Genomic DNA, 17,946 nt, shown 5'->3' with positions numbered 1-17,946 from the left:
CCTCCGTCACCACAGTGACACGTGGACGTGGTCGAAGTGGCCGCCGGTGACGTCGGTGGGGTTGTAGACGCCGCCGCCGTTGTAGGGGATCCAGGTGCCGCGGCGGGCGGACCAGATCTTGCCGTACCAGATGACGTAGTGGACGCCGGTCTGGGCGGCGGTGGTGATGGCCCAGTTGGCGATCTCGTCTCCGCGGGCGCGGGCGGGGGCGGACTTTCTGGCGTCGGTGCCGATCATGACGTCGCACGCCTTGCCTCGGGGGTGGTCACTGGTCGGGTTCCAGGCGTGGGCGTCCCAGCAGCTCATGCTCAGCGTGCCGAACTTCTTTCGGGCCGCCGCGACCCAGGCCGCCGTACGCGGAGTCACCAGACCACCTGTGCCGGTCGGGTCCGTGACCGTCTGCTTCTGTTCCGGCCAGACGCCGTTGACGGGCTTTCCGGCTGTCAGGCCGCCGGACTGCCCGCAGTTGCCGTTGTCCTGTACGCCGTCGACGACCGAACCGCCCGCCGGCGCACCTGCCCGCCCGGCATACGGGTTGCCGGCCCTGGTCAGGTCGATCCCGGCGGCGGCAGCGATGTTGCGGGCCTCCTGCTCGCGTTGGGCGTACCGGTCAGGGAACGCGGACGCCTGGACCGCCTGCGCCACGTCGCCGAGCGCCATGGACGGCCAGCCGTTGATGTCCACCAAGCCTGGCGGATAGTGCGGTCCCTTGCCACCGAAGAAGGCATTGATCGCGTAGTCCGGCGTGTGCGTGATCTCGTACGCCGAGCCCCATCCCGCCGAGGGTCGCTGCTGGAAGAGGCCGACCGAGTCCCTGTCGCCGTAGGTGAGGTTCTGGAGGTCCGACTCCACCAGCGCCGTCATCAGCGCGATCAAGGTCGCCTTGCCGGGCAGGCCGCGCTTCACGGCCACGCTGTCGATCAGCTTCGCCCAGCCGACCTGGGTCGCACGGAGCGGACCGGTCTGGTTCGGGTCGCCGCCTTGGCCGGGTATGCCGGGATTGCACGCGGCCTGGGTCGTCGTACCACCGCCGAACGGCGCGAGCATCAGCAGGCTGGCCACACCGAGTACCGCGAGCGCGGCCGCCCCCTTCGCGAACCAGCCTCGACTCGCGACCGAGAGGAACCCGCGACCGAGATCACCCTCGTCGAACATCGCAGTCCCCCGCCGTCATGGTCCGGTACCGCCGGACACGTCGCTGATCACCCATTGGTTGTTCTGGTTGGTCAGCGTTACGAGCAGGGGGACGTCGAAGCGCTGAGCGTGCTTCCCGGTGACGTCGATGGTGACCTTGACGAAGCGCGTGATCCGGTTCGGGGTATCGACGGGAGCCTCGGCGTTGGCCGGCGGACTCGTCACCGGGGCCGCCAGTACTGTCGACTTTCCGCCATCGGCCTTGAGTGCGTCGTACGTCGGGTCTCCCGCCGCGGTGAAGCTCGACGCGACCTCTTCGGTCATGTACTTCGAGCACTTCTCGACCAGCGCCGCGTACGTCTCGGCGCTGGGATCGCGGGTGTAGAACGCCCTCGCCCAAGTGCCGGTCACGTCGGTCGCCAGCGCCGTGTCCTCGGAGGACGGCCGCTGGCTCATCGGCGGTGGTGTCGTGATTGCGTTGGTGTCCGGTCCGCTGCCCTGGCTCGGCTGGGTCGCCGGTGCCGTCGGGAGCACCACCGATTGGCCAGGCGTCAGCAGGCTGATCGGGGCGCCGTCGTCCTTGCTCTTGCCACCGAACAGACGCGGCAGTCCACCACCGACACCAAGGACGACGATCGCGACGATGACGACCAGTACGACGATCGCCACCGGGCTGGTCGGCTCGGCCTGACGCTGGCTGCGCAGCCATGCCATCCGTTGGACGTGATCGTCACGGCGCCAGTTCTTCTTGGCACGACGCCGTTCGCGACCGCTGAGGTCGTCGATTTCGTCGGGGTAGTCGTAGTCGTTGCTCATCAACGACCGCCAGCCGTCCGGTGCGTCCGGGCGGCTGCGACCCTCGCGCTCGCGGCGTTCGGCGTCGGAGTCCCGCGGCTCAGGTGCGCGGTGGCGGGACTGACCGGCGCCTTCCCGGCGGTCGTGCGGCGAACGAGATTTGCGGGCCATCCGGCATCACCCGCGCGTCGGGACGTGTACCGTCACACCGTCCTTGGTGACGGTCGAGTAATCCCGGTATCGCCGCCCCTGCGACGGCACCGGCTTCCGCCGCGACCGCTGCCCCTTCGGCGGGCCTTCCCGCAGACTCGCCGAATGCGTGTGCGCCCGAGGCTCGTACCGAACGTCATTGGAAGGCACCGGAACCGGCCGCCGAGAATGCCGAGCCTTCTGCGACTCCGTAGAACCACCCCGCGCCCCGCCGGCAGGCGCCGCGACCCCTGCACTCGTGACGGTGATCGTACGCCGCTTGTCGGAGTCCTGCGCCCGCTCGCGAGCACGTGCGAAGTTGAGAGCCGAAGCGCCGCGCGATGGCCGTCCATTCGCTGCCACTCGACTGCTACCAGCTGCCGCGGCACCGTCGGGACTACCCCCAGGCTGGCCGCCGGGAACACTGCCCGGGCCTCCAGGCCCTTCTGCGCGTCTTCTGCCGGGTCCTGCGGCGAGCTCGTACGGCGAGGCTCCAACCGTGCTCCGAGCCAGCGCGGTGTGTGCCGGCGCCTGCCGGTAGACCCGCACCGAGGGAACACGCTGGGGGGTTGCGTCCCCTGTCAGTCGGTTGCCCCGCCGCTCTGTCATCGACGGCGCAACACCACGGCTGGCCATCGAACCGACCAGACGTTTGAAGGCACCCATCGCGCCACGCCTGGCAAGTCCGCCAAGGAGAATGCTGCCCGACCCGGGCCGCATCATGGACGTCAGATTGTCGAGCAACCTGCGCAATCTGAAGCCGGCGATGAGGACGGCGATCGCGAGACCGGACACGGGCAGCCACCCCAGTACACCAGTCAGACTGAACACTGCCGTTACCAGCGTCAGCGCTGTTCCGAAGACGAGCATCGCGAGGAACGATTGGATGACAAGCCCGACCACGGCCTCGAACCAGTTGATTCCCCATTGCCTTGGTCGACCGGGAACGGTCCAGAGACAAGCGAAGAACACACCCACAACCAGCAACAGCAGACACCCGATAAAGGCCATCAGGGCGGTGAAAGCCAACGAAATGGTCAAGAACGCGAACAGTGTCGCCGCAATGGCCGCGAGCATCACGACGGCGATGCGCCCGAACGCGTTGTTGCCCTTCACCCATTTCACGGTTGGCGCATTGTCGCCGCCCTCTGCCTTGACGATGACGGAGTCGATGTACTTCGATCGCGCATCCGTATCGGTGCCGGCGTCGAGCATGCCCTTGCCGTAGCGTTTACAGGCTTCCAACGAGCCGAATTCTGCAATGCACCACGGGGTTACGGCGAAACCTCGCCAGCTCGAGTCGGCAGACTTCCTCAGCAACGTGTCACGGGAGGTACCGGTAAATCCTGGCTCGGGCCACGGGATCGGGTTCTGCATAGTCGGCCCCATGGCATCTGCGGACGTCGTCATGATGGTGTCCGCGCCCAACTGACGCGCACCGTCAACTCCACGCAGCCACGTCGCGGGTGCCAGGGCAAAGCTGATGCTGAGCACGCCAGCCACCAAGACCCAGACCAACTGCCCCATCGCGCTGCCGCTGCTTCGCCGCTGCGTGTAGGCAGCCACCGCGCCGAAGGCCAAGGCGGACGGCAGAAGCCAGCCGACCAGCTGTGTGGACGAGGCTCCGATGGTTGTGGACGTTGCCTCGGTCAACGGCTTCACATCGGTGAACGAGAACAGCCACCAGCCGACCGAGATCGCTCCGCGGGTGATCGCGACGATGTACATCATCACCATGTGCGCGTAGCCGTTGAAGATCGACTGGATCGGGTCCCGAATGCTCTGCTCGAAGTCGAGCCCGTACTCCATCGGCCCGTACTGCTCGAACAGCGTGCGGGTATCACCGTGAGTCAGGTCCGGGGTCGGCAGAAGGTCGCCGAATCCCGTGGGGCTGGTCGGGCCCTGGTTCGGGTCGGCGGCCAGGGCTAGTTGGGAGGTGATGATCAAGGAGATTGTGAGGACGGTGACCGCGGTTCGTGCGCGGCGCTGCCACCTCATGCGACGTGTTCCTTGTTGCCGGTGGGGCTGGGGGAGTCATTGTTTGGTGTCTCGGAGGCGGGGGCTCCGTCGGCTGGGTACATCGCCTCGTTGTAGGCCGCCTCGTCTGCTTCCTGGTCGTAGACCTCGTCCGGGCCTATCGGGGACTCGTAGCGGAGCGGAGGACGGTGGCTCTGACCGGCGGTGGGGTTCGGAGTCGGGGGACGGCCGTTTTGCTGGACCACCGACGGTTCGGGGGTGGTCGGCGCTTGGCCGGCCGAGGGGGCCGCCGGAGCCGACGGTGAACCGTAGGCGGAGGGTTCGGCGAGGGGCGCTGAGTGAGCTGCGGGGGCCGTACCAGGTCCAGCCGCGGTCGCGGGACCTGCAGGTCCCGTGCGGCCGGCAGCGGTGGAACTATCTGCGTGACCGGAGGCCTGTGGCGCAGGGTTAGCTGCAGAGAAGGACGTCCCGCGGCCGGAGAGGTTTCCGTTGGAAGGCGCCGCGGAGGCTGCACCGTTGCTGGGCACAGAGGCCGTGCTGTTGGTGGGCGCCGTGGAGGCTGCGCCGTTGCTGCGGACAGCGGACGCGCCGTTGGAAGGCGCCACGCCCTTGCCGTCGGGCGGGACGGAGACGGCGCCGTTGGATGGCAGGTCGGTGTAGGTGACCGGGTAGGCGTCGGCCTGCACGACGGACGCGGGAACCTGGTGGGCGTGAACCTCGCCTTGGGCGGTGGCAGCCGGTTCGGGGATCTCTTCGTCTCCGGCGAACGGGTCTGCTTCGACCTGGGGCAGGTCGACGGGCTCGGCTGCTTCGCCGGCGTGTTCGGATTCGGGGGTGGTGCGGAGGAGGGCGGCTACTTGCTGGCTGGGGATGTCGATTTGGACGGTGGCTACTTCGTCCCAGCGGTCGCGCATGATGCAGTGGCCGTGGCGGATGGATTTGCCGTTGGCGGCGGTGTTGATGCCGCGGACGAGGGTTTGGTACGGCGCCGTCTGCGGGCGGCCGAGGAGTTCCAGGAGGGAGTCGACCTGTTCGCGGGAGCGGAGGCTGAACGCGAACAGGGTGGTGATCTGCTCGACCAGGCCGGGCAGTTTCAGGATGCTGGCCGGGTCCTGGGTGTCGAGGACCAGGGAGGCGCCGAGGGCGCGGCCGACGCGGGCGATGTAGTCGAGGAACGAGGCGCCGTCGGGGGTCTTGGTGAGCAGGTGGACCTCGGGGACGATGACGACCTTGGAGCGGCCGCGGAACTCGCGGCGGCCGGTGGTGCGGATCATCCAGGCGAGGCAGCCGCGCAGACAGGCCATGCCGACGCGCTCGATCGGCGACCAGGACTCCGGGGCGGACTCCGGTGACGGGAGGGTGAGGCCGGGCATCTGGACGACCCAGAGGCCGGGGTTCGTGGTCAGCGACGAGAGGCCGGACGGCGGGCCGGCGACGACCGAGCCGAGGCCGGTCTCGACCAGGTCGCGCAACGCGAACCCGACCGTACGCACGGTCTCGGAGTCGGAGTTGCAGAGCCGCTGGATGACGCCCCAGGAGGACGGGTCCGGCGACTGGATCTCGGCGCGGGTGGCGGCCATCACCGGGGCCTCGGCCGCGCCTCGCAGGTGTGGCGGGAGCAGCAGCATCAGCTGGGACGGGGCCTGCAGCAGCGCGTCGTCGACCGGCAGTACGCGGAGCAGGTCCGCGGCGCCGGAGAACTGCGCGGTGATCTCGATGACGGCGGTCGGTACGCCGTACTCGGCGGCGACCGCGGACACGCCCGCGGCGTCGCCCTTCAGGTCGAGCAGCGGCACCCAGGCGCCGGCGAACGCCGAGTCCAGGCCGCCGAGCATCGCCGCCGTCGTCTTACCACGGCCCGATCGGCCGAGGAACAGCGTCGTGGTCGCGTCGCCGAGCGCCGAACCGGCGGCGGCGTCGAACCGCACCAGGCCGGGCGTGGAGCCGGTCAGGTACCCGATCGCCGGGCCGGTCGCGTCGCCGATCGACGCACCGCCCCAGAACCAGGACCCGAAGAACGCGGTCGACTCGCGGACGTGCCCGAGGTCCGGCACCCGCAGCTGGTCGCCGGGCAGCGACTCGAGCCACAGGTCGCGCTGCTCGTCGGCGCCGACCGCGACCGTGATGCCGCGGTCCGCGTAGTGCGCGATGACCGCGTCGACGTACGCCTCGAGATCCTCGCGGGTGTCCGCGCTGACCAGCAGCCGCGGGTGGTCCTCGACCAGGGTCAGGCCGCTGCGGTTGATGTCGCGCTTGACCTCGCGCATCACGCGCTCGGTCTCGACGATCTCGTCGGCGGTCTCCTCCGCCGTACCCTTCGCGGCCGAGCGGCGCTGTTCCTTCGCGCTCTTGCGGGTCTCGTCGACGAGGTTGCGCGCGGTCTTCTTGGTCAGGACCCGGAACCGGACCGAGGCCTCGACGGTGACGTCGATCTCGTCGCCGTCGTCGTCGATCGCCTTGATCTCGGACAGCGTCCGCAGCCACTCCCCCGAGCCCGGCGTCTCGAGCTCCTCGGGGAAGTCGGTCATCGCCAGGACGGTCGTGTACGCCGCGATCTGGCCGCGGGTGTCGTAGATCCGCAGGTGGTCGGTGTACGGCACCACCCGGCCGGAGGTCAGCCGGGCCAGCGAGGCGCCGGTGATCAGGCCGCGCCGGGGCGCCGCGACCGCGCCGCGGTGCATCTCCCGGCTGATCAGCCAGGAGATCACCTCGGCCGGCGCGGTGTGCGCCCGCCAGACCGTCGAGCCGAGCTGACGAGCGAGCTTGCGCACCCGCTCGTCCAGGTGCGCGAGCTCGCGCGCACTGACCCGCCACGACGTCGTACCGAGTGCGTCGCTGATCGAACCGCGTACCTGGGCGGTCGCCCGCGGGTCGCGGTCGGACAGATGAACCCCGAGGGCGACGTACCGCTCCGGCATCCGCATCTCGTCGATCCGGTCGGCCCGGGTCTGCGCCCACGCCTCGTGGTCGCCGAGCCGGTAGTGGCCGGCCACCGAGTCGAGGTAGTCCTGACCGGTCGAGCGGCCCCAGACCACCTTCAGGTGGCTGAGCCGGTCGCCGAGGATGGTCGCGGCCGCGCTGACCGCGGCGTCCAGGGCGGCGTCCTGCTCGGCCTCGGTGGCCAGGTCGGTGTTCGCCACCGAGATCAGGAACCACGCCTCGGCGCTGCGTTCGGTGACCAGCAGGCCGTCGGCGATGGCGACCAGGCGCGGCGGTGGCAGGCCGCGCTCGCGACCGACCCCCACCAGGTTCAGGAGCTTGTCAGCGATCTTCATCCAGGCCTCTTCCTGACGACGTCCTGCGACTCACCCGTTGTACGTGTTCCGAACCCAGCAGGCGGGCCCGCTGGTTGACCGTGATGTCCGCCCCCGCGCGGACCATCGGATCGACCTCCACCACGACCTCGCGCTCCCACTCCGGCGTGACCCTGGCCTTGGCCAGGTCGGCGACCTTACGGGTCGACATCCGCTCCCGCCAGGGCAGGTACTCCGACTTGTCCGCGGCCCGGGCACCGAGCCCGATGATCGGCCGGTGCGCACGCAAGGCGTACCGGACGGCCAGCGCCCATTCGGTGACCCGGCGGCGGCGTTCGTGGAACTTGCCCGGCCGCCAGCCGAACGCGGTGATCACGAACGGCGGCACCACGTACAGGCTGACGGTGGCCTTCTGCGGTACGCCGATGAACGGGAACAGCAGCGCCACCCAGACCACGATCACCACCGCGCCGAAGATGATCATCCGCCGGCGCGCGCCTTCGCCGAGGTCGACACCGAGCAGGTCGTACTGCCGGGTCTCGATCTCGAAGTGGTGCGTGAGAGTACGGCCGACGCGCATCAATTGCCTCCGGAAAGCAATCCCCAGAAGCCCTTGAGCACGTTGATGGTCTGGTTGTTGGCGTAGATCAGCCCGCCGACCAGCACCCCGGCCGCGATGTGGCCGAACAGCTCGCCCCACTCGCGCTTGAAGTAGTGCCCGATGGCGCGCAACACGAGGATCGCGATGAAGATGTTCCCCGCGATGACCAGGACCCAGTCCTTGAAGTTCGCGCCGGTCGGGACGTTGGGATTGGCCATGGGCACGGCAAGCTGAACCACGCTCGCAGCCAGTTCGTGCGTCGTCATTGCGGTGTCTCCCTTGTTGCCTCGGTCATCCGATGGCCAGTCGCTGGATTCATCCGACGGCAGCCACTTGCCATCGCTGGGCTCCGTCCGTGGCGACGGTACGCCGCAGAGTGAGCGTGTAGGTCTGGTCGAGCGTGGTATCGCCCACCCCGTTCCAGGTGACGGCGGCGGTCGCTTGCCGCTCGTCGTCGTTACCGGCGTACACCTGCCAGTCCTTGAGGGCTCCGAACCTCACCGCGCCGTTCAGGCTGCGGATGGTCGAGCCGGGTGCGGTCACCGCGGACACCTTGTTGTCCGACTCGGCGTACGCGCCGAAGAACGCCTCGGCGTCCTTCTCGGTCGCCGCGGTCAGGTCGTCGTCGGGCGCGGCGTTCTGCGGCATGTTGGCCGGCAGCGGGGCACGCTCGTCCGGTACGAACGTCGGCGGCCCGCTGACCACCACCCGGGAAGGGGTGCGCGCGACCGGCACCGACAGCCGCTCCCAGACGACCGGGCCGGCGGCGAAGGCGTTGCTGCCCTGCCGGTTGAACGTGTGCACCCGGACCCGGACGTCGACCGCGCCGGTGATGCCGTTCGGGTCGGCGGTCACCTGGCCCGGGTAGGCGACGTCGGCGGTCTGCTTGCCGCGGCCGTTCCAGCCGGCCCCGCTGTCCAGCCCGGAGGCGAGGTCGAGGCCGACCTGGGCCGGGCGGGCGTCGGGGTTGTTCTCGTCCCAGGTCAGGTACGCCACGGCGTACCGGGTCGCGACCGCGCGGGCCTCGTCGGACGGGAAGCTGCTCTGGCCGCTGACCACCGTCTGAGGCGTCCGGTTCGGGGCGATCCAGGAGCGGATCCCGCTGATCGCGGCCAGCAGCAGTACGACGACCACGAGGCCGCGGAAGAACCGCCGCGCCCAGGTGGAGAACGACGACTCGGGCTCGGTCGACCACGGGGTCTGCCCCGGCGCCAGCACCTCACGGGCCGGGCCGGGCGGCGCGGCGGCGTGGGCGCCGTGCGGGGACCGCTGTTTCAGGCGCTCGGGCGCGCGCGGTCCCGGCTCCTGCGGGGCGCCGCCGGGCGGGCGTCCACCCGGGCGCCGGGGAGGTGCCATGACGCCGCCGTTGGGCGGCGGCGGGGCCTGGGTCTGCGGAGCGGAGTACTGCGCGGCCACCCCCTGCGCCTGGCGAGGGGTAGGGGACACCGGCCCGCCGGGGTGGGCCCACCACTCCGGCGCGGTACTCTGCGGGCGGCCTTTGCCCGGTTTCTTGGCCCGGCGCTGGTCCGACCAGTGCTCACCTTTTGGCGGCAGATTCAGCAACGTTCGCCACCAACTCATCCCTACCCGCCCCTCAGACAGCAGTTACGCGGACAGTAGCCGGGAGGATACGGCAAGCAACCGACCTCCGGGAGACCTGAGACCAGGATCCGGATGGTCCATCGCTCCCCGCAGCCATACTGTTACCCCACATGCGGGCAGTGTCACCCTCACCGTCGCTCATAACGGCCAAGCGTGACACCTTCGGTACCGTCGTCATAGCTCCTCTCTCATGCCCGATCGGGTGGTCCGGGCAGCGCACACCATGCCACACGCCGCGGACAGGTTCGAAAATCCGTGCGAACAACAGGGTAGAAGAACGCACCAACTGATCACAGATAGTAACCGATCCGGCGGCCCGGCTGTGGAAAACTCTCCCGTGGCGAGGGGGTCAAAGTCGGCTGTGGACAACCGCTTGCCAGCGCGGCCGGTGGGCATAAGGTCGGCAGTGTTCCCTGCTACCCCCTGGAGGACCAGGATGGAAACTCGCCGGCTGGGCAGACTCGGCCACCAGAGCTCGGTACTCATCTACGGTGCGGCCTCCCTCGGCGGCGTCGACCAGGACCGCGCCGACGCCTCGATCCAGGAAGCACTCGACGCCGGAATCAACCACTTCGACGTGGCCGCGGACTACGGCGAGGCCGAGCTCCGGCTCGGGCCGCGGATGCCGGAGATCCGGGACCGGATCTTCCTCGCCACCAAGACCGGACGGCGGACGTTCGAGGAGGCCTGGAGCGAGATCAACCGGTCGCTGGAGCGGCTGCAGACCGATCACGTCGACCTGATCCAGATGCACGCGGTCTGCGATCTGGAGAACCTCGATCTGGTGACCGGCAAGGGCGGCTCGCTGGAGGCCGCGATCCGGGCCAAGGACGAGGGCCTGGTGCGCGCGATCGGCATCACCGGGCACACCGCGCAGGCGCCGTCGGTCCACACCGAGGGGCTGCGCCGGTTCGACTTCGACAGCGTGCTGACGCCACTGAACTACAAGCTGTCCACGGACCCGAAGTACGCCGCCGACTATGCGGCCCTGGTCGAGGCCGTGAAGGCGTCCGACGCGGCGCTGATGACGATCAAGATGATCGCCCGGCGGAACTGGGCCGACGGCGAGCAGAAGGAGTACGACACCTGGTACCGGCCGTTCGACGAGCAGCGCTACATCACCGCCGCGACCGCCTGGCTGCTGAACGGGCACCCGGAGATCACCGGGCTGGCGACCGCCGGCGAGACCCGGCTGCTGCGGCAGATGATCGTCGCGGAGCGCGAGCGCGCCGACCTGACGCCGGAGGCGGCCGCCTCGATCCTCGGCGAGGTCCAGGACTACGCGTCACCCTTCGTGGACATGCCGATCTGAACAAACGAGTGACAACGTGGCTCAGGTCACATCCGAGACTCCGCATTCCGGTCAGGTCGTACGCCGTACGAGATCGGCCGCCGGCCCGCGCCCGGGCTGCGGGAACAAGTCGTGGGGCCGTCGGTGTTGACTACGGCGTACTCAACTACTTTCGGAGGTCGTAGTGGCAACGGTCGAGCTGACCCAGGACAACTTCAACGAGGTGGTCGGTGGCGACGGTCTCGTGCTGGTGGATTTCTGGGCCGAGTGGTGTGGCCCGTGCAAGATGTTCGGACCGGTGTTCGAGAAGTCGTCCGAGGAACACGGAGACATCACGTTCGGCAAGGTCGACACCGAGGCTCAGGGTGAGCTGGCGCAGGCCTTCCAGATCAGTTCCATCCCGACCTTGATGGCGGTCCGCGACGGCGTGGTGCTGTACTCGCAGGCCGGCGCGCTCCCCGCGGCCAGCCTCGAGGACCTGATCGGCCAGCTGCGCGCGGTCGACATGGAAGAGGTCAAGGCGCAGATCGCCGCCCACGAGGCGGAGCACGGCTCCGAGCCGCACACGCACTGATTCACGTCACCAGATCCGGGAGCTCACACCGAGCTCCCGGATCTGTTGTGCACTGGGTCGCGAGCGTCAGCCGGTCAGTCGCGCGTCCGCCGTACGGCGCATCAGCCGTGAGCGGCCGACCTGGTCGGTGAAACCCCAGCGCTGGTAGAACGGCACCAGCTCCGGCTGGCACACCAACTCCAGGCTGCGGACCTCCGCCAAGGCGGGATGGTTGACGACGGCGTCCAGCAGTGCGGCGCCGATCCCGGAGCCGCGGCGCGACTCGTCGACGATCACGTCCAGCACGAGGGCGACGTACGTACGGTCGGTCAGAACTCGGGCGAACCCGGCCAGTTGGTCGTCGTCCAGCACCGTGACGACCAGGTCGGAGTTCACGAGCACCCGTTCGACGTCGGCGGTGGTGCGATCGCTCATCCACCACGCCGTACGCATGAGGCCGGCCAATTCGTCGACCCGGTCCGCAGGGACTTCCGATGCGACGGTGAGCATGGTCAGGAGTCGCGGGAGCTGAGGACGCAGAACTCGTTGCCCTCGGGGTCGGTCAGGACGGTGAAGGACGCGCCCTCGGGCTGGCCGACGTCGGCGCGATGGGCGCCGAGGGACTCCAGGCGGGCGATCTCGGCCGCGCGGTCCTGGCTGGTGTGCGGGGCGAGGTCCAGGTGCAGGCGGTTCTTCACCGCCTTGCCCTCGGGAACCGGGACGAAGACCATGCCGGGACCGATCCGCTCCCAGGGCAGGTCCTTGAGCACGTCCTCGTCGACCCAGCCGGGCACGTTCACGCACTCGTCGTCGGTGGCGTAGATCGTCTTCCACCCGAGCGCCTCGGCCCACCAGGCCGCCTGTTTGCGTACGTCGTGACAGTCGACCACGACCGAATACCACCTGAGCACCATGCGGCGAACCATCGCACAGTCCACCGACAGAAACTGAAGAGCGGGCCCTGGGCAGGAGAAACTCGCCAGGGCCCGCTCTTGGGGCTGACCGGAGCAGCTGGTGGCCGGAGGAGGCGCGGGCAGATGAGGCGCTGCCCTGAGGAGGCTCACCGAGGCTGCTCGAGGTGACGGTCAGCGGGGAGGGAGGGCCACGTCGTTGGGGCCCTCCACGGTGTCAGCGGAGTGGGTTGAAGGGGCGCAGCTCCTCGGGAGTACGGCCGGTGGTGATGGTCTCGGCCAGCAGCTGACCGGTGACCGGGCCGAGCGTGATGCCCCACATGCCGTGCCCGCCGGCGGCGAACACCCGCGGCGACGAGGTGGCGCCGATCAGCGGCAGGCCGTCCGGGGTGCAGGGCCGCGGGCCGACCCACTCGAAGGTGCGGGCGTCCAGGTCGGCGTCCCGCAGCAGCGGCCGGGCGGCGTCCACGATCGCGTCGATCCGGCGCGGGTCGAGCTTCGCCTCGGGCTTGCGGAACTCCATCATCCCGGCCACCCGGAGCCGGTCGCCGAGCGGCGTGCAGGCGATCCGCTGCGCCGGGAAGTACACCGGGCCGGCCGGTACGTGCGCCATCGGCACGCTGAAGCTGTACCCGCGACCCGCCTGCACGACGGTCCGGACGCCGAACTGCCGCGCCAGGTCGGTCAGCCACGCGCCGGTCGCCATCACGACCGCGTCGAACGGGTCGGTCTCCCCGTCCGCGGTGACCAGCCGGACGCCGCGGATCTCGTCGACGACGTCCTTGACCACGACGCCGCTGATGATCTGGCCGCCGCGGGCCAGCACCGAGTCGGCGAGCTGGTTCACGTACTCGCCCGGGTTGATGAACCGCTGACCGTGCAGCCGGATCGCGGCGCCGATCGCGTCGGACAGCGACGGCTCGATCTCGCGGGCGTCGTCGCCGCTGATCGCCTCGAACTCGATGCCCTGACCGGCGGCGTGGATCTGCTCGATCTCCTCGAGCAGGACCTTGCGCTCCTCGACCCTGCGGTACGCGGCCAGGAACGACTTGGCCTCGTGGGTCTGCGCCTGGACGCCTGCGTCGGCGAGGAAGTCGAAGGCGGCCAGCGACTGCCGGTTGATCGGCACCAGCGCGTCCATCGCGGTCTTCCAGCGTCCGGCGGTGCTGTTGCGAGCGAAGCGGGTGAGGAACTTGAGGAGCCGCGGGCTCGCGGTCGGCGGGACGTACACCGGTGAGGCGGGGCTCAGCACCGCACGGACGCCGTACTTGAGGACCGCCGGTTCCGGCAGCGGCGTGGCCAGGCCGGGGGTCAGCCAGCCGGCGTTGCCCCAGGACGCGCCGGCGGCGACGCCCTCGCGGTCGAGCACAGTCACCTCGACACCGGCCTCCTGGAGGAACCAGGCAGTCGCCAGGCCGACCATGCCCGCGCCGACGACGGCGACGCGATCCGGGACGAGGTGGGTGGAACCAGCTGTGGTCATGTATCGATGGTGCGACGGCGGCCGACGGCTGTCATGGTGCGATCACACCATTCAGCAGACAAATGAGTGTGCCCGGAGCACAATAACTTCATGATCTCCTCGTCCGATCTGATCGTCGCCGTCGGCCCTGCGCTGTTCGAGGTCGTGGTACCCGGCAAGGGCGACAGCGAGGTGCGGGACGTGTTCTTGGCCGACCCGCAGGAGCCTGCGACCGGTCAGCCGGGCGATCTGGTGCTAGGACTCGGTCTACGGGACGCAGAGGACGCCGTGGAGCTCGTAGAGCGCTGTGCGGCTGGAAACGCGTCGGGAGTGGTCCTACGTACGGCGTTGGCGCATGAGCCGGCTGTTGTCGCTGCCGCGGACCGGGAGGTCATGACGCTCGTAGCACTCCAGCCGAGCGTCACGTGGGCGCACGTGGTCTGGCTACTGCGCGGCGTACTCGACAGGGCGGCTGCACCGGACTCCCCTGCCGCTGGTGACGCCGGCGTACACCAGGAGCTGTTCGCACTGGCCGACGCGGCCGCTGCGATCGTCGACGCGCCTGTGACGATCGAGGACAACCAGTCGCGAGTACTGGCGTACTCCTCGGGGCAGGACTTCACCGACCCGACCCGGGTGTCCACGATTGTCGGCCGCCGGGTTCCACCGGAGGTCATCGCGCACTTCCGGGCCCGGGGCATCTTCCGGCGGCTGGCCCGGTCCAGTGAGCCGTTCTTGGTGCCGGACGGACCTAATGGCATCCGCCCCCGGCTCGTCGTACCTGTGCGGGCTGGTGGTGAGTGGCTGGGGTCTATCTGGGCTGTTGTGGACGGTCCGGTCAGTGAGGCGGTCACTACTGAGCTCAGCAATGCTGCGTCGGTCCTGGCGCTGCACTTGTTGCGGCTGCGGGCACAGGCCGACGTAGCGCGCAGGAGCGCGATTGACCGGCTGCGGACGGTGCTGCGGCAGTTCTCGCCGGACAACCCGGTCGACGTACGGCTCCCGCGACAGCCGTGGCGGGTAGTGGCGCTCGGGTCGCCGGACGGGTACGACGTACCGCAGCAGCTGGATCTGTGGGAGTCGACCGGGCGGCGGCACGGGTGGAGTGAGCCGCAGCTGGCCGATCTGGACGGGACCGTGCTGGCGGTTGTCACGGACGCGGACGGGCCGGGGTCGTGGACCTGGCTGCAGAAGCTGGTGGTTGAGCAGTCACCTGGAACGTATGCGGCCGCAGGCGGGCCTGCGCGGGGGCCCGCGGATTTGCCGAGTTCACGGGCCGAGGCGGTCGAGCTGCTGGGGCTGGTACGGCGTGGGGTCGCGCCGGGGCCGGCGTTGCGGGTGGAGGAGGCGTGGCACGTGCTGACGGTGCATCGGGCGGTGACTTCGCTTGATACCACCAAGATGGATGGTCCGCTCGCGACGTTGCTGCGGCATGACATCGAGCACGACACCGGGTACGTCGAGACGTTGCAGGCGTGGCTGGATTTCCCGGGACAGCCGCAGCGGGCGGCACGGGCGCTGCATCTGCACACGAACACGTTGCGGCACCGGATGAAGCGGATCGGGGAGATCGCGGAGCTGGATCTCTCAGATCCGCGGCAACGGTTGGCGCTGCAGTTGCAGATCGCCGCCGTACGGACGGAACACTGAGATGTACGCCACAGGGCTATGTAACAAGGCTTCATATTCCGGCAACTGTTGGGCAACATCCGGCTGACAGAGTCTTCCTTGTCAGCCGGTCCGATCTTTCACCAGGAGACCGGAACGGCTGCGGATCCGAGCTTTTCACCAGGAAGCTCGGCTCATCGTGGGCCCGGCGATCGTCTGAGCGATTGCCGGGCCTGCGGCATTTCTTGCCTAGGTCAACCGGTTGACGATCGTTCGGTAGACGCCGGGGAGGCGGGCGGCGCCGGGGACGATGTGTGGGGCGAGGAGTTTGCGGTTGCGGGCCCAGAGCAACGATGCGGTGAGCAGGCGGCATTCCCAGGAGACGCGGCGGTAGGCGGCGTCGTAGTCCTGCGGGCGGTCGGCGCGGAGGCAGTCGACCAGTTCGGCGGAGGTGCGGAGGGCTACGGCGATGCCTTCGCCGGTGAGCGCGTCGACGTACCCGGCGGCGTCGCCTACCAGGAGGACACGGCCGGCGGTGCGGGAGCGGACACGCTGGCGGAGCGGGCCGGCGCCGAGGACGGCGGTTGCCGGTGGGGCGTTGTGGAGGCGGCGTTTGAGCGCCGGGAAGGCGTTCAGGTGTGAGGTGAAGGTGCCGCGCGCGGAGGTCAGGATCGCTACGCCGACGAGGTCGTCCGCTACTGGGGTCACGTACGCCTCGCCCAGGCGTGACCAGTAGACCTCCACGAGATCTGTCCAGGGCGCGACGGTGAAGTGCTGCCGCAGTCCGCGCCGCACGGCCAGGTTCACAGGTGGCTGGGTGAGGGCCAGTTGGCGGCGGGTGGGGGAATGGAGGCCGTCGGCGGCGGCCAGGTAGCGGGCGGTGAGGCCGGCGGCGGTGACTGTGGTCGGGGTTTGGGCGATGGGGCCCACGCGGGTGTTGAGGACGGGGATGTTCAGGTCGGCGAGGCGGGACATCAGGGCTGAGTGGAGAGTGGTACGGCGTACGCCGAGACCGGGGCCGGTGGTGAAGCGGGCGTCTACCGAGTGGGTGTCGTCGAGGTAGCGGATGCCGTGGAAGGGGCGGCCGGTGAGGTCCACGCCCAGGCGGGTGAGGTAGGCGACGGCGCTGTGGGCGATCCCTTCGCCGCACGCCTTGTCGATCGGGGTCGTCCGTGGCTCGACGACCACGACGGACAGGCCGGCGAGGGCCGCCCGGATCGCGGTCGCGGCACCGGCCGGACCGGCGCCCGCCACCAGCAGATCCACGTCGACCCCCGATCCCCCACCAACCGAGACGGACGGACTCACGGGACCAGGGCGGAGTTGAGGGCTGCTTCTTCGGAGCGGATGCGGATGGCCAGGAGGGGGATGTTCAAGGCGGTGAACACGATCGCGGTGAGCCAGGCGGTGTGGACCAGCGGGAGGGCGATCCCCTCGGCGACGACGGCGACGTAGTTCGGGTGCCGGAGGAACCGGTACGGGCCGCGGGCAACCAGCTTCAAGCCGGGTACGACGATCACGCGCGTGTTCCACTGGTGCCCGAGCACCGTGATGCACCACCAGCGCAACCCCTGCGCCAGCAACACCACCGCGAACATCGTCCACCCGAGCCACGCCACGAACGGCCGGTACGCCGCCTCCACCAAGCATGCCGCGAGCAACAACGTGTGCAGAGCGACCATGAACGGGTAATGCCTCTGCCCCGCCTCCACCCCGCCCCGGGCAAAACTCCAGCGCGCGTTCCGCAGCGACACCACCAGCTCCGCCACCCGTTCAAGGGCGACGAGCAGCACCAGTCCGACGTACCAGCCGTACATCACCACTCCATCAACACGAGCTCGGAACAGAAACCAGGACCCATCGCCAGCAGCACCCCAGGCCCGGACGGCCGCAACCGCATCGTGTCACCGAGGACGTGCAGCACCGAGGACGACGACAAGTTGCCCACGGCATCGAGCGACCGCCACGTCAGTTCCAGTGCCCCCGGCGGCAACTCCAGCGTCTCGGAAACCGCCTCCAGCACCTTCGGACCACCAGGATGACTCACCCACGTGCCGATGTCCGCAACCCCCAACCCATACGAGCTCAGGAATCCGCGCACATCCGAACCCAGGTAGGTCCGGACCACCTCCGGTACGTCGGCCCCGAGCACGATCCGGAACCCGCCCGCGCCGACGTCCCACCCCATCACCCGCTCCGAATCCGGGTACAGCCGCGACCGCGTCGCCACCACCGACGGCCCCGACGCGGACGGATGCTCGGACCCGGTCAGCACCACCGCCGCCGCGCCGTCCCCGAACAACGCCCCGCCGACCAGGTTCGGCAGCGAGGCATCGTCGCGCTGCAACGTCAACGAGCACAGCTCCACGGACAGCAGTACGGCGACGTGCGACGGCCACGCGGTCAGGTAATCGTGCAGCCGAGCGATCCCGGCCGCTCCCCCGACGCACCCCAGGCCGAACAACGGCAGCCGCTTCACGTCCTCCCGCAGCCCCAGCCGCAACGCCACCCGCGCGTCGATCGACGGAGCCGCCACCCCGGTGACCGTGGTGAACATCAGTACGTCGAC

The 17,946-nt window shown here is 69.5% G+C and carries 16 protein-coding genes; 3 read left to right on the top strand and 13 right to left on the bottom strand.

What is annotated here, in order from left to right:
* Positions 1-6 precede the first annotated feature (6 nt).
* Genes VFF46_RS25275 through VFF46_RS25245 form a run of 7 tightly spaced genes read right to left on the bottom strand, consistent with a single transcriptional unit; the run spans position 7 to position 9,306 of the window.
* A complete protein-coding gene (locus VFF46_RS25275) occupies positions 7-1,155 on the bottom strand; it encodes a hypothetical protein (protein ID WP_325039696.1) in 1,149 nt (382 codons plus the stop codon).
* Positions 1,156-1,170: 15 nt separating this feature from the next.
* Positions 1,171-2,100: a hypothetical protein gene (locus VFF46_RS25270; RefSeq protein ID WP_325039695.1), complete on the bottom strand. Its 930-nt coding sequence runs from the start codon at positions 2,098-2,100 to the stop codon at positions 1,171-1,173.
* A 6-nt stretch (positions 2,101-2,106) separates the two neighbouring features.
* Positions 2,107-4,116: a hypothetical protein gene (locus VFF46_RS25265; protein WP_325039694.1), complete on the bottom strand. Its 2,010-nt coding sequence runs from the start codon at positions 4,114-4,116 to the stop codon at positions 2,107-2,109.
* A complete protein-coding gene (locus VFF46_RS25260) occupies positions 4,113-7,370 on the bottom strand; it encodes an ATP-binding protein (RefSeq protein ID WP_325039693.1) in 3,258 nt (1,085 codons plus the stop codon). The genes VFF46_RS25265 and VFF46_RS25260 overlap by 4 nt, the downstream gene beginning before the upstream one ends.
* Entirely contained in the window at positions 7,357-7,929 is a 573-nt protein-coding gene (locus VFF46_RS25255; protein ID WP_325039692.1) for a hypothetical protein, read from the bottom strand. Before VFF46_RS25255 ends, VFF46_RS25260 begins: the two co-directional genes overlap by 14 nt.
* Complete coding sequence (locus VFF46_RS25250) at positions 7,929-8,216, bottom strand: hypothetical protein (protein ID WP_325039691.1); 288 nt, start codon at positions 8,214-8,216, stop codon at positions 7,929-7,931. The genes VFF46_RS25255 and VFF46_RS25250 overlap by 1 nt, the downstream gene beginning before the upstream one ends.
* 49 nt (positions 8,217-8,265) lie before the next feature.
* The gene (locus tag VFF46_RS25245; RefSeq protein WP_325039690.1) at positions 8,266-9,306 is read right to left on the bottom strand and encodes a conjugal transfer protein; all 1,041 of its coding nucleotides are present in this window, start codon (positions 9,304-9,306) and stop codon (positions 8,266-8,268) included.
* A 682-nt stretch (positions 9,307-9,988) separates the two neighbouring features.
* Here VFF46_RS25245 and VFF46_RS25240 point away from each other — a divergent pair.
* Both VFF46_RS25240 and trxA read left to right on the top strand, forming a co-directional pair.
* Positions 9,989-10,864 carry an aldo/keto reductase gene (locus tag VFF46_RS25240; protein ID WP_325039688.1) on the top strand — a complete coding sequence of 292 codons (876 nt, stop codon included), beginning with the start codon at positions 9,989-9,991 and terminating at the stop codon, positions 10,862-10,864.
* Between the two features lie 163 nt (positions 10,865-11,027).
* Positions 11,028-11,417 carry a thioredoxin gene (trxA, locus tag VFF46_RS25235; RefSeq protein ID WP_325039687.1) on the top strand — a complete coding sequence of 130 codons (390 nt, stop codon included), beginning with the start codon at positions 11,028-11,030 and terminating at the stop codon, positions 11,415-11,417.
* Between the two features lie 66 nt (positions 11,418-11,483).
* On the opposite strand, the gene VFF46_RS25230 is transcribed toward trxA, so the two are convergent.
* The 3 genes from VFF46_RS25230 to VFF46_RS25220 form a co-directional block, all read right to left on the bottom strand.
* Positions 11,484-11,831, bottom strand: a complete 348-nt coding sequence (locus VFF46_RS25230) for a GNAT family N-acetyltransferase (protein WP_325039686.1) — start codon at positions 11,829-11,831, stop codon at positions 11,484-11,486.
* A gap of 77 nt (positions 11,832-11,908) precedes the next feature.
* A complete protein-coding gene (locus tag VFF46_RS25225; protein ID WP_325039685.1) occupies positions 11,909-12,310 on the bottom strand; it encodes a VOC family protein in 402 nt (133 codons plus the stop codon).
* Between the two features lie 214 nt (positions 12,311-12,524).
* Positions 12,525-13,790 carry an NAD(P)/FAD-dependent oxidoreductase gene (locus VFF46_RS25220; RefSeq protein WP_325039684.1) on the bottom strand — a complete coding sequence of 422 codons (1,266 nt, stop codon included), beginning with the start codon at positions 13,788-13,790 and terminating at the stop codon, positions 12,525-12,527.
* 90 nt (positions 13,791-13,880) lie between these two features.
* Between VFF46_RS25220 and VFF46_RS25215 the strand changes: the two genes are divergently transcribed.
* Positions 13,881-15,419 (top strand): helix-turn-helix domain-containing protein, encoded by a 1,539-nt coding sequence (locus VFF46_RS25215; RefSeq protein ID WP_325039683.1) that lies wholly within the window; start codon positions 13,881-13,883, stop codon positions 15,417-15,419.
* 207 nt (positions 15,420-15,626) lie between these two features.
* On the opposite strand, the gene VFF46_RS25210 is transcribed toward VFF46_RS25215, so the two are convergent.
* The 3 genes from VFF46_RS25210 to VFF46_RS25200 all read right to left on the bottom strand — a co-directional run.
* Positions 15,627-16,685, bottom strand: coding sequence for an NAD(P)/FAD-dependent oxidoreductase (locus tag VFF46_RS25210; protein WP_325039682.1), 1,059 nt, complete (start codon positions 16,683-16,685; stop codon positions 15,627-15,629).
* Complete coding sequence (locus VFF46_RS25205; protein ID WP_325039681.1) at positions 16,682-17,194, bottom strand: isoprenylcysteine carboxyl methyltransferase family protein; 513 nt, start codon at positions 17,192-17,194, stop codon at positions 16,682-16,684. Before VFF46_RS25205 ends, VFF46_RS25210 begins: the two co-directional genes overlap by 4 nt.
* Positions 17,194-17,946: type III polyketide synthase (locus VFF46_RS25200; protein ID WP_325039680.1), on the bottom strand; the 753-nt coding region annotated here is incomplete at its 5' end. The genes VFF46_RS25200 and VFF46_RS25205, both read right to left, overlap by 1 nt.

The sequence above is a fragment of the Kribbella sp. genome (assembly GCF_035655035.1).
Lineage (GTDB): Bacteria > Actinomycetota > Actinomycetes > Propionibacteriales > Kribbellaceae > Kribbella.
The sequence above is the reverse complement of the archived record's forward strand: the minus strand, read 5'-3'. Positions and strand labels throughout refer to the sequence as shown.